At 64.7% G+C, this 12,143-nt stretch carries 11 protein-coding genes; 6 read left to right on the forward strand and 5 right to left on the reverse strand.

Annotation, left to right across the window (positions count from 1 at the left end):
* From AAFG16_RS06580 to AAFG16_RS06590, 3 genes are all read left to right on the forward strand, one after another.
* Complete coding sequence (locus tag AAFG16_RS06580; protein WP_342738161.1) at positions 1–534, forward strand: hypothetical protein; 534 nt, start codon at positions 1–3, stop codon at positions 532–534.
* Positions 535–760: 226 nt separating this feature from the next.
* On the forward strand, positions 761–1,381 hold the full coding sequence (locus tag AAFG16_RS06585; protein ID WP_283084068.1) for a LysE family translocator: 621 nt from the start codon (positions 761–763) through the stop codon (positions 1,379–1,381).
* Between the two features lie 68 nt (positions 1,382–1,449).
* Positions 1,450–2,433: a DUF3592 domain-containing protein gene (locus AAFG16_RS06590; RefSeq protein WP_342738163.1), complete on the forward strand. Its 984-nt coding sequence runs from the start codon at positions 1,450–1,452 to the stop codon at positions 2,431–2,433.
* A gap of 213 nt (positions 2,434–2,646) precedes the next feature.
* Here AAFG16_RS06590 and AAFG16_RS06595 read toward each other — a convergent pair whose 3' ends face one another.
* A complete protein-coding gene (locus AAFG16_RS06595; protein WP_342738165.1) occupies positions 2,647–3,450 on the reverse strand; it encodes an N-formylglutamate amidohydrolase in 804 nt (267 codons plus the stop codon).
* A gap of 201 nt (positions 3,451–3,651) precedes the next feature.
* Between AAFG16_RS06595 and AAFG16_RS06600 the strand changes: the two genes are divergently transcribed.
* Complete coding sequence (locus tag AAFG16_RS06600; RefSeq protein ID WP_342738167.1) at positions 3,652–4,050, forward strand: gamma-glutamylcyclotransferase family protein; 399 nt, start codon at positions 3,652–3,654, stop codon at positions 4,048–4,050.
* A 191-nt stretch (positions 4,051–4,241) separates the two neighbouring features.
* On the opposite strand, the gene AAFG16_RS06605 is transcribed toward AAFG16_RS06600, so the two are convergent.
* The gene (locus tag AAFG16_RS06605) at positions 4,242–4,805 is read right to left on the reverse strand and encodes a chlorite dismutase family protein (protein ID WP_283084072.1); all 564 of its coding nucleotides are present in this window, start codon (positions 4,803–4,805) and stop codon (positions 4,242–4,244) included.
* Between the two features lie 337 nt (positions 4,806–5,142).
* Between AAFG16_RS06605 and dnaG the strand changes: the two genes are divergently transcribed.
* Both dnaG and rpoD read left to right on the forward strand, forming a co-directional pair.
* Entirely contained in the window at positions 5,143–7,161 is a 2,019-nt protein-coding gene (dnaG, locus tag AAFG16_RS06610) for a DNA primase (protein WP_283084073.1), read from the forward strand.
* A gap of 376 nt (positions 7,162–7,537) precedes the next feature.
* The gene (gene rpoD / locus AAFG16_RS06615; protein ID WP_342738170.1) at positions 7,538–9,694 is read left to right on the forward strand and encodes an RNA polymerase sigma factor RpoD; all 2,157 of its coding nucleotides are present in this window, start codon (positions 7,538–7,540) and stop codon (positions 9,692–9,694) included.
* Positions 9,695–9,806: 112 nt separating this feature from the next.
* Here rpoD and AAFG16_RS06620 read toward each other — a convergent pair whose 3' ends face one another.
* The 3 genes from AAFG16_RS06620 to AAFG16_RS06630 form a co-directional block, all read right to left on the reverse strand.
* Positions 9,807–10,043: a hypothetical protein gene (locus AAFG16_RS06620; protein WP_235540456.1), complete on the reverse strand. Its 237-nt coding sequence runs from the start codon at positions 10,041–10,043 to the stop codon at positions 9,807–9,809.
* A gap of 514 nt (positions 10,044–10,557) precedes the next feature.
* Positions 10,558–10,896 (reverse strand): hypothetical protein, encoded by a 339-nt coding sequence (locus AAFG16_RS06625; RefSeq protein ID WP_342740858.1) that lies wholly within the window; start codon positions 10,894–10,896, stop codon positions 10,558–10,560.
* Between the two features lie 194 nt (positions 10,897–11,090).
* Entirely contained in the window at positions 11,091–12,029 is a 939-nt protein-coding gene (locus AAFG16_RS06630; RefSeq protein ID WP_342738173.1) for an OmpA family protein, read from the reverse strand.
* Positions 12,030–12,143: the final 114 nt, after the last annotated feature.

Raw genomic sequence — 12,143 nt, forward strand, 5'->3', positions numbered from 1 at the left:
ATGCGACGCGCGGCGATCATGCTGATGGTCATGCTGGCTCTCGGCGCGCCGTGGCGCGTGTGCGCAGATGAGGCGGAACGCGTCGGGCAATGGCGGGAGATCAACTGGCCGTTTTCCCGCGATGGCTGGCCCACGGGCCGCGCGTTCCGCTGCACCGCGGGCGGATGCAATGGAGCCGAGCTCTACGTCCGTGCCAAGCGCGGTTTCTGCAATTGCGACACCGGCGTTGCCGATGACGACGAGGTCGACCGCGTCACCGATATCGATCTGGTCAGCCCGCGCTTTACCGCGACTGCACCAGGTGAGGCGGTGCATGTCGGCGAGCTGCACGGTCGTGCGCGGCGCTATGATCTCGTCCTGTATGACGGCGCGAGCCACGTTGCGGTCGGCATTGCCGTTTCACGTCGCTGCGATCTCTTTGTCGCGGCGGCGCAGGGACAGGGCGATGCCAACGCGATGCAGCATGCGGCGCTCGCGTTCCTGGAGACGCAGGATATGAGAACGTGGGTGACAGCGGCGCTGGACGGAAAGTGAGGGAGACACGGTCGCGCGACCCATTCGGCTGTCATCACCCGCGAAGGCGGGTGATCCAGTACTCCGAGGCGGTCGTGGGGTACGGAGAAGCCGCAGCGTACTGGATACCCCGCCTTCGCGGGGTATGACACCGCTGGTTGGGCGCGCGCCCTGCGCTCAACTCACTTCCGTTCCCCTCCATCCCATGCATTAATATCCCCAAACCCTCCTCAGCCGAGTCCCGCCCATGATGTCCATGCAAGCCTATCTCGCCTTCGTCGCCGCCTGCATTGCGCTGGCGCTGCTGCCGGGGCCGATCGTCACTCTCGTCATCGCCAACGGCCTGCGCCATGGCACGCGCGCGGCGCTGACCAATGTCGCCGGCGCGCAAGCCGGCCTCGCCATCGTGATCGGCATCGTCGCGATCGGCCTGACCTCACTGATGGCGACCATGGGCTACTGGTTCGACTGGGTGCGCTTTGCCGGCGCGGCCTATCTGGTCTGGCTCGGCGTCAGGCTGATCTGGGCGCCGGTCGAGGGCGTCAATGTCGACGAGCCGCCGGCGCCGCCGCGCGGCGGCTTCTTCCTGCAAGGCTTTCTGGTGCTGCTGTCGAACCCGAAGGTGCTGGTGTTCTTCGGCGCCTTCATCCCGCAGTTCATGGACATGAACCAGCCGCACTTTCCGCAAGTCGCATTGCTGGGCGCCACCTTCATGGTCACCGCCGTGATGACCGACGCGCTCTACGCCATCGCCGCCGGGCGCGCCCGGAAATTCTTCTCGGCTCGCCGCACCCGGATGATGTCGCGCGTCTCCGGCGGCTTCATGATAGGCGGCGGTATCTGGCTGGCGCTGACCCGGGCCAAATGAGCCCCGTTGAACCTTCGTAGGCGGCAATGCGTCCAAGGGAGCATTGCCGCTGACGAAGGATTATTGCCGTGCCGAATTTACCTCCGCTCGTTTACGCGATGCTGCTTGCGCCGCTCGCGCTGATCCTGATTGCCGCTGTCGTGAAGACCTGGCAGGCGCGCGAGGCGCGGAGCTGGCCGCAAGTCGCCGGCAAGGTGGTCACCTCAGTCGCCGAAGTGCGCGAGGTCAAGGTCTCCGACGACGAGCGCGAGGACGGCTTTCGCACGGAGAGCCGCAATTTTGCGAATGTGACCTATGAATATGCGGTCGGCGGGCACAAGCTGAGCTGCAACCGCATCTCGATCGGCGAGGACCTCGGCAATTTCCAGGTCGCCGAGAAGCTTGCGAAATACCCGGCCGGCAGCATTGTCACCGTCTATTACAATCCGAAGCATCCCGATCAGGCGGTGCTGGAACGCGATCTGCCCAAGGGCCTGTGGGGCTGCCTTGGCATCGGTTCAGTGATCGTGATCGCCATCATCTTCGGCTCGACCTTCGGCCTCAACCAGAGCTACCAATATTTCGCGCACCACATCGGCCGGCCCGATCTTGCGGGTCTCGTCGTCGGCTTCGGCGCTTTCGGCCTGGTCATCGCGCTGATGGCGTGGGCAGTGCAGCGGCAGGCCTCGATGGCGACGCGCTGGCCGGTGGTGCCGGGCACCATCAAGCTGTCGGAGATGGAAGAGTATCACGAGGCGAGCGAGCGGGGCGAGGCGCGCGGTCTCGAGATGTTCGCGCGGCGGGTGTCCTACACCTACAGCTATCAGAACGTCCGCTACACCAATGAATGCGCGCGAGTCGCGGCGGAAACGCCAGCGGCCTCCGGCAAGATGCTGGAGAAGCTGATGGCGCGCTACCGGGACGGTGCCACCGTCGAGGTTCGCGTCAATCCCGACAACCCGGCCGAGGCCACGCTGGACGCCCGCGGCGACGGCCGCTTCGCCTACGTGCTATGGGGCATCGCCGCCGTCTTTGCCGCACTGGCGGTGTTCGTCGCGACGCGAGGCGGCTAGAAGTGAGAGAGGCCGATCAGTTCGTCGTACTCCGCTGCGCTCCCTCCCCCCTTGCGGGGGAGGGCAGGGGAGAGGGGTAGCCCAGCAAAGACTGTATCCGTCGTCGAGAAGAATTCTCGCTCTCATGAGAGAGCGCGCCGTGTGGCACCCCTCTCCCTAACCCTTCCCCGCAAGGGGGGAGGAACGCACCGCGTGTCGTGGCGGCACTTTGCCTTACACCAACAGCTCCGCCCGCAACTCCACCTCGATCTTTGCAAAGATCCTTCCCAGCCGCTCGGCCCATTGCTGCTGGCCGGCCTGGTCGGCGATGAGGTCCTGGCGGATCTCGATGCCGGTGTTGACGAGGCCGCGGGCTTCGCCATGCACGGGGATGGTGTAGTCGCTGAGGTCGCTGACCGCATAAGGCTCGTTGTCGCCGACGACGAGGTCACCCTCGCTGCGCAGATGTTTCAGCAAGAGCTGCGGCAGCACGGTGTCGCGGTTGTAGAGCGCGCCGATGTGCCAGGGCCGCGCGACGCCGGCATAAACCGGCGTGAAGCTGTGCAGCGACACCAGCACGGTCGGCCGCCTGTCGTGCAGGCGGCGGTCGATCGCGGCATCGATGCGATGATGATAGGGCTCAAAAATCTCGCGCCGCCGCGCCGCGCGCTCGCTCTCGGTGATGCCCTCGTTGCGCGGAACTCTGGTGGCTTCGGAGATCACGGGGATCGAGCTTGCAACGCCGGGCGAGCGGTTGCAGTCGATCACGAGCCGCGAATAGCGCTGCGCGATCAGATGCGCGTCGAGCATTTTTGCCAGCCGCTCGGCAACGCCGGCGATGCCGATGTCCCAGGCGATGTGTCTGACAAGCTCGCTCTCGGCGACGCCGAGATCGCCCAGCGCGCGCGGCAGCACCCGTCCGTAATGATCCGAGGTGAGCAGGAACGGCGATGCGCCTTCTGCATTCACTTCATGCACCGGTGGAATGTCCCCCTCGCCAAGAAGTTGATCGGCCGTGTCGACTGCGTCCAGCGTCATTCCTGATTGCCTAACGAAAATGCAATTGCCCCTCGAAATCAGGCAGGAATCGCCTGTCCGAAATTGATCCAGCTTGCCGGACGATGCCGCCACCCGCGATTCATCTCAAGACCGAATATCGCGCGCTCCCGCCCTTGATTGGGGCGACATTTGCCACGCGCGACGCTGTCGCTTCGCGTGATTGGCGGTTATAGACACGCCATGACCTCCGATCGTCTCTTCGTCTACGGCACCCTGATGCGCGGCTTCGACCATCCGATGGCGCGGCTGCTCGCGGGCCATGCGGATTTCCTCGGCGAAGCGACCTGCCGTGGCCGGCTCGTTCTTGTGAAGCATTATCCGGGCCTGCTGATGTCGGATGCGGCCTCCGACATCGTTCACGGCGAGCTGTTTCACCTGCGCGTGCCGGACGAGCTGCTGCGCGAGCTCGACATGTACGAGGCTTGCGGCGAAGGTTTTCCGGAGCCGACCGAATATCTGCGGCAGCTGATCGACGTGACAGGCGCGGATGGCAGCACAGGCAAGGCCTGGACCTACGTCTACAACTGGCCGGTCACCGACCTGCCGCGCATCGAGTCCGGGCGTTTTCTAGAGCACTAACCGCGGATGCCGACTTCACCTCGCCCCGCTTGCGGGGAGAGGTCGGATTGCATCGAAGATGCAATCCGGGTGAGGGGGAGCCTCCGCGAGTCCAATTCTCACCGTCCTTGCGGAGACTCCCCCTCACCCCAACCCTCTCCCCGCAAGCGGGGCGAGGGAGCAGACCGTCATCGTGGCTGCTTTCTGGCTCACTAAGCCGACAGCACTTCCTTCACCACGCGCACGTCGACCTCATGCTCGACATAGGTCCATTCCTCGGTTTGCCTGAGCATCCCGACCAGCTCCTCGAACAGCGAGGCGTCCGCGGGGGCGAATTCGAACCAGGTCAGGAAATCGAAGGGGCCGCCGAGGTCGCGGCAATGATAGAGCTGGCGCGCGATCGCGGGCAGGAAGCGAAGACTGCTCGCGATGTGGTGCGACTTGTCCTCGAAGATCTTGCGGCGCTCTTCCTGCGTCAGCTCCCACCACGCCTGCGATTTGCGGATCGGGATCAGCGCCGCGCTGGTGGCTTCCAGCCGGCCGAGCCCGGCCTGCACGGCCACGAGCTGCTCCTTCTCGGCCCGCTCGGTGTAGCGCAAGCTAGAGGGCACACCGACCAGCCGCCAGGCATTGCGCGAGGGTACCAGCGGCAACGAGACGGCATCGCTGTCGGTGACCGACAGCGCCGGCACGAAGGGCAGGGGCTCGCCCGTCACCGGTGAAATCGAGGTGACGCGCCAGCCCCCGCTGTGACCGCCTCGAAAGGTCCTGAACATGGAGCCATGGAAGCGTGGAAGCGGGCTGGGTTCAAGCCTTACCACCATCATTCCGGGATATTGGTCCCGTCATCCTGAGGTACTCACACTGCATAGCTGTGTGAGCCTCGAAGGATGAATCGGCCCGGATGCAGCCCGGCCGTCGCCCTTCGAGGCTCGCCGAAGGGGCGGCACCTCCAGCGACAATGGCTTCGCCATTGCGCGGGGGTGACGGGACCAGGCCCTGTGAATAGGTCGAATAAGCCGGATAACCCGCCTAAACCTGGCCTTTAACCCGGCCGCACCTATATCCCTGATCCTTCGCCCGACTCACCCCGGTTTGCGCTACACCCAGGCCATGCGCTTCACGCCCCAGTTCCTCGACGAGCTTCGTGCCCGGCTTTCGGTTTCCGAAGTCGTGGGCAAGCGCGTCAAGCTGAAGAAGGCGGGGCGGGAGTGGAAGGGGCTGTCGCCGTTCCAGCAGGAGAAGACGCCGTCCTTCTACGTCAACGACCAGAAGGGATTTTACCACGACTTCTCCTCCGGCAAGCACGGCGACATCATCACCTTCGTGATGGAGACCGACGGGCTGCCGTTCGCTGAAGCCGTCGAGCGGCTCGCGGGCATGGCGGGCCTGCCGCTGCCGGCGGTGACGCCGGATGCGGCGCGATTCGAGCAGCGGCGCAAGTCGCTGCATGACGTCATGGATCTCGCCGCGAAATTTTTCGCGGAGACATTGGCCTCGCGCGTCGGAGCCAAGGCGCGCGGCTATCTCGCCGACCGCGCCATCTCGCCGGCGACGCAATTGCAGTTTCGCCTCGGCTATGCGCCGCCGCCGCCCGAGCGCTTCGCGCTGAAGGAGCATCTCGGCAAGCTCGGTGTCTCCGTCGAGGACATGATCGAGACCGGCCTGCTCGTTGCGGGCAACGACATTCCCGTTCCTTATGATCGCTTCCGCGACCGCGTGATGTTTCCGATCACGGACTTACGCGGTCGCGTCATCGCCTTCGGCGGGCGCGCGCTGGAGAAGGACGTTCCGGCAAAATACCTGAATTCGCCGGAGACGCCGCTCTTCCACAAGGGCGACAATCTCTACAATCACCAGACCGCGCGCAAAGCCACGCATGATGGCGGCGCGCTGATCGTGGTCGAAGGCTACGTCGACGTCATTGCCATGGTCACCGCCGGTTTTCCAGGGGCCGTCGCGCCGCTCGGCACCGCGCTCACCGAAAGCCAGCTCGCGCTGCTCTGGAAGATGGCGGACGAGCCGATCCTCTGCTTCGACGGCGACCGCGCCGGGCAGAAGGCCGCGTATCGCGCTGCCGACCTCGCGCTGCCCTTCCTCGCACCGGGAAAAAGCCTGCGCATTGCACTGCTGCCGGAAGGGCAGGACCCCGACGATCTCGTCCGCTCAGGTGGGCGCGGCGCGATCGAGGAGGTGATCACAGCGGCCCGTCCGCTCGCCGACATGATCTGGTCGCGCGAGCTCGAAGGCGGCAATTTTGCCACCCCCGAGCGCCGCGCCGCGCTGGAAGCGCGCATCAAGGAGCTCACTGGCGGCATCCGCGACGAGGTGGTGCGGCGCTATTATCGCGACGATTTCGTCGAGCGGCTTCAGCGCACCTTCGCTCCGGAGGGCGGGCGCGGCTTTGGCGGCCGGGGCAATTTCCGCCCCGGTCAGGGCGGACGGTCGTTCCAGCCCAGGGGCGGGGCCGGCGCGAATCGATTCGGCGGCCAGGGATTCGGCGGCCAAGGGCGCCGCGGTCCGCCCGGTCCGACCCTGTTGCCGTCCGGCCCCTACCAGGCGGCCAGTCCCCAGCTGGCGGCCAGCCCGATCATGAAGGGCCAGCGCAGCGCCATCTCCCGCCGGGAGGCCCTGATCCTGCAATGCCTGATCAATCATCCCTGGCTGCTGCATGAGCACCTCGAGGAGGTCGCCGCCCTGGAGCTGGCCCACCCCGAGGCTCACAAGCTCAGGGCCGGCATCATCGCCGCCTTCGCCAACGACCATCACCACTCCCCGGACCCCGAGGAGCAGGCCGAGAAGATGCGTGGCGACCTCGAGAAGAGCGGTTTTTCGCAGCTCCTTCAAAGGGTTGAGAATGCCATCACCACCGCTGCGGTGTTCGGGGCCCGCGAGGGCGCGGCGCGGGATGACGTTCTTGCCACCTGGCACCAGCTCGTTGCCTTGCATCGGCAATACCATTCACTACTTAGAGAGCTGAAAGACGCCGAGCTGGCCTTGGGGGAAGACCCCAGCGAGGCCAATTTGGCGTGGCTGCGCGACGTGAAGGCTCGGCTGGCCGAGGTCGACGGTACCGAGGCCCTGATCGAGGGTTTTGGCGAGCTGTCGGGCCGGTTCCAGAAGAGCGTGTGATGAAAGAATCATGCGGACGGCCGGGGTCGGAACCGCTAAAAGACTCGCCAAATCCAAGGTTTGGCGGCAAAAACAGGGTTAATCGAGGCTTAACGGTCTTGTAGCACTTTGGCCACCAGGCGGCCGCAGGCAGAACAGACGCGTCAGGAATGAATCCGCGCAATCGCTGTTGGCACTACACCTGCATCCGCTGCGACAAAGAGGCTCACGAAGCGTTAGGCAAATCCGGCGAGAGAGAGTTGGGGGTGGCGAGAGACACGTGCGCCGCCTTTTCCGTGTCGAGAGCTGCCGAAGCGAGAGCGTCGAGCAACAGGTTCAAGTGGATTCACGCGGGGCGCGGCGATCGTCTCGCATGAAGCGCGTTTAGGAGCAATGGATGGCCACCAAGGCAAAGACGCTGCAGGCGAAGGACAAGGAAAAAGACGACAAGGCAGCGGATGCTCCCGAGAAGGATTCCCAGGACGCGCCCTCGCCGTTGCTCGATCTGTCCGACGCGGCAGTGAAGAAGATGATCAAGCAGGCCAAGAAGCGCGGCTTCGTGACCTTCGATCAGCTCAATGAAGTTTTGCCGTCCGACCAGACCTCGCCCGAGCAGATCGAGGACATCATGTCCATGCTCTCGGACATGGGCATCAACGTCACCGAAGCCGACGACAGCGAGGGCGAAGAGGAGAAGGACGAGGCCGACGACGAGACCGATAACGAGCTCGTCGAGGTTACCCAGAAGGCCGTCACCGAGGTCAAGAAGAGCGAGCCGGGCGAGCGCACCGACGATCCCGTGCGCATGTATCTGCGCGAGATGGGCACGGTCGAGCTGCTCTCCCGCGAAGGCGAAATCGCGATTGCCAAGCGCATCGAGGCCGGCCGTGAGGCGATGATCGCGGGCCTGTGCGAAAGCCCGCTGACCTTCCAGGCCATCATCATCTGGCGCGACGAGCTCAACGAAGGCAAGATCTTCCTCCGCGACATCATCGATCTCGAAGCGACCTATGCCGGCCCCGACGCCAAGGGCGGCATGAACACCGCGATGATCGCCGGTCCCGCCGGCGAGAACGGCGAAGCGCCGGCCGAAGGCGGCGAGGCTGTCGCCGCCACCGCTGCGCCCGCGCATGTCGCCCCGCCCGCCGCGCCTCCGTCGCCGACCCCGTTCCGCGCCGCGCAGCCCGCCCCTGGCGGTCAGGGCGGCGAGGAGAAGGATCCGGGCGAAGCCGCCGCCGAAGCAGACATGGACGAGGACGACGAGTTCGAGAACCAGATGTCGCTCGCGGCCATCGAGGCCGAGCTCAAGCCGAAGGTCGTCGAGATCTTCGACAAGATCGCCGAGAGCTACAAGAAGCTGCGCAAGCTTCAGGAGCAGGACATCCAGAACCAGCTCGAGAGCACCTCGCACGGTCCCTCGCTGTCGCCGCACCAGGAGCGCAAGTACCGCAAGCTCAAGGACGAGATCATCGTCGAGGTGAAGTCGCTGCGCCTCAACCAGGCGCGTATCGACAGCCTCGTCGAGCAGCTCTACGACATCAACAAGCGCCTCGTCTCGCACGAGGGCCGCCTGATGCGTCTCGCCGACAGTCACGGCGTCGCGCGCGACGACTTCCTGCGCAACTACACCGGCTCGGAGCTCGATCCGCGCTGGCTCAACCGCGTCTCGAAACTTTCCGCAAAAGGCTGGAAGAACTTCGTCCACCACGAGAAGGACCGCATCAAGGACCTTCGTCACGAGGTGCATCAGCTCGCGGCGCTCACCGGCCTCGAGATCATCGAGTTCCGCAAGATCGTGCACTCCGTGCAGAAGGGCGAGCGCGAGGCACGCCAGGCCAAGAAGGAGATGGTGGAAGCCAACCTCCGTCTCGTGATCTCGATTGCGAAGAAGTACACCAACCGTGGCCTGCAATTCCTCGACCTGATCCAGGAAGGCAACATCGGCCTGATGAAGGCGGTCGACAAATTCGAGTATCGCCGCGGCTACAAGTTCTCGACCTACGCGACGTGGTGGATCCGGCAGGCGATCACCCGCAGCATTGCGGACCAAGCCCGCACCATCCGCATCCCCGTGCACATGATCGAGACGATCAACAAGATCGTGCGCACGTCCCGCCAGATGCTCAACGAGATCGGCCGCGAGCCGACCCCGGAAGAGCTCGCCGAGAAGCTCGGCATGCCGCTCGAGAAGGTCCGCAAGGTTCTCAAGATCGCCAAGGAGCCGCTCTCGCTGGAGACGCCCGTCGGTGACGAAGAGGATTCACATCTCGGCGATTTCATCGAGGACAAGAACGCGATCCTGCCGATCGACGCCGCGATCCAGTCCAATTTGCGCGAGACCACCACGCGCGTGCTGGCGTCTCTGACCCCGCGCGAAGAGCGCGTCCTGCGCATGCGCTTCGGCATCGGCATGAACACCGACCACACGCTGGAAGAAGTCGGCCAGCAGTTCTCGGTGACGCGCGAGCGTATCCGTCAGATCGAAGCGAAGGCGCTGCGGAAGCTGAAACATCCGTCGCGGAGCCGGAAGCTGCGGAGCTTCTTGGATAACTGATTGTATCGTCATGCCCGGGCTCGACCCGGGCATCCATCCAAACGAAAACGGCGGGCCGAAAGCCCGCCGTTTTTCTTTTATGCCGCTGCTTCGCGCGACCCGCGCGCAGCGCCTACTTCTTCTTCGCGCCCACCCGCTCAATCCGCTTGATCTCGAGCGCCGGTCGCCCGCTCTTCTCCGCGATCTCGCGGTCCTGCTCCATGATGAAGTTGCGGGCGGGTTCGTCGCCGTCGAGGCCGCCGAGCAGCTCGGCGGGGACGCGGCGATTGGAGCGTTGGGAATCGTCTTCATAGACGACGTTGAAGAAGGCGAATTCGCCTTTGGGATTGGTTCCGGGTTTCTTGGCCATGGCGGCTTGTCGTCGATCAGGGCGCCGCAGTCAAATGACTTCGCGACTTGTCAAACGCGAAAGTCAGCGTCAGCCGCCCTTGCCATCGATCGACGATATCTGTTCGTGAGATTGAAGCGCCCGGCGCTTCGCGAGGTTCGAAGCGAGCCCTCAATAAACGGCGGGCCGCGAAAGCCCGCCGTCTATTTTTGGTCTTCAGCGTTGCCCGGGGCTGGCAGGGCAACAACCTAGAATAGAAGCGTATAGACTGCGTCATGCGGTGGCAAGACAAATCACGGGAGCGCCGATGTCGCAGCGAGCGCAGCAGATATGCGCTTGTCGTGGTGTCGAGTTCCAATGCAGCATCGAAGCAATTGTTTGGATTATCAAAGCAGTTTGTTCGCATCTGCGGCTCTTGCGATGCAGCGAGAGCGATCCGGCTTGTAGGAATACGCACCGATTTGCACGTTATCCCGTCCGCGTGTGGATCGCGCGATAACATATGTTAATGGCAGCGGCGCCACGCGACGTGCGTTCACCTTGTCCGGGCGCGCTTCGCCAGCTCCTGCGCGGCGAGTCGCGATCCCTGGCCGCCACGTCCGCCGTCATCGTCCTTGCGCCCCTGCGCCATGATCGCGCTGCCCATCGCCGTGGAACCGAAGGTGATGAGGAACGACGCCAGCAGCAGTCCAAGCGCAATCCCGCCGGCGTGGTCGGCGAAGATCAGCTCGCGCAGATGCGCGGGGTTCAGCCAGAGCAGTCCGCCGACGAGCAGCACTGCGGCGCAGGCGCCGATCGCGAGGTTGATGGCGAGCAGACGGAAGAGGGGACTGCGGAGGAGATGGGGCGGTCGAGGTTGCTGATTGTTGGGCATGGCCTGCTGCCTCATGCTGGCCCAACGCACCAACTGACGGCGCCGCGCGAGCATCGATACTATAGCGGCCAGTCTCTCATCCGTCACTCCGGGCGCGCGTTGCGCGAGCCCGGAATCCAAGTACTCACCACCTCTGCTGCGTGATGGATTCCGGGTTCGCCCTTCGGGCGCCCCGGAATGACGAGAGCAGGGGGTTACGGTGCCACCAGCTCGACCCGCCGGTTCAGCGCGCGGCCGGCGTCCGTTGCGTTCGAGCCGACCGGCGCCAGCAGGCCGACGCCGGCGGTGCGCAGCCGCGTCGGCACGATGCGAAAGCTCTTCACCAGCTCCGCTGCGACGGCCTCGGCGCGTCGCTTCGACAGATCGAGATTGTATTCATAGGCGCCCTGGCTGTCGGTGTGGCCGACGATGAAGACGCTCAGTTGCGGCTGGCTGGTGAGGAGCTTTGCGATCTGCTCCAGTGTCGGGCGGCTCTCGGGTTTCAGCACGGCCTTGTCGGTGTCGAAATAGATACCGTAGAGCGCGATGTGGCCGGTCTCGCCGAGACCTTTCGCCATCGCAGCGGCATCCACCATCTTGTTCGCGATCGCACCTAACTCGGCGACGGTAACCTGCGCATAGATGTCCTGGTTGTTCTGGCTGACGAGGACGCTGGCAAAAGTCTCGCGGCCGCCTTCGGTCTTGCGGCCGGCAAAGTAGCGGTAGTTGAAGCCGTCGACCCACATCTGCGGCACCGGGAGTGTGTCGATGCTTTCGGTGAAGGGAATGGCGCCGCAGGCATCGGTGTCGCAGGCAAGCAGCGTCTCGAAGCCGGCCTTGGCCAGCTGCGTCTCGAAATTGCGCGACACTTCCAGGATCGAGGGGCCGGGATTGGTGCGATAGGCGATGCGGACAATGCGGCCCTCGAGCCGCCGTGCGTCCGTCGGCTGGCCGTCTTTGAAGGGCGCCGCCTGCATCCGCGCCGCGTCAAAATCCTTCACGACATAGCCGGTGATGACGCTGCCGGCGAAGCGGCCGATGCCGGGATAGTCGCGGGAGCCTGCGACGTCGCGCGTCTGCGCGGAGGCGGCAACGGTGTGGAGCGAGAGCAGAGCGAGGACGGCGAGCATCCGGCAACGAATGGGCATGGTCATCTCGATCAGGTTGGGGCAGGGGTGAGCGCTGCTCCTTAGTCGCGTTCGCGGCGGGATCGGTTCTGGCGAGTTTTGCCGCTTTGACGCGAATCCGGTTCCCGGGCATGATCGCCT

The organism is Bradyrhizobium sp. B117 (assembly GCF_038969555.1).
Taxonomy (GTDB): domain Bacteria; phylum Pseudomonadota; class Alphaproteobacteria; order Rhizobiales; family Xanthobacteraceae; genus Bradyrhizobium.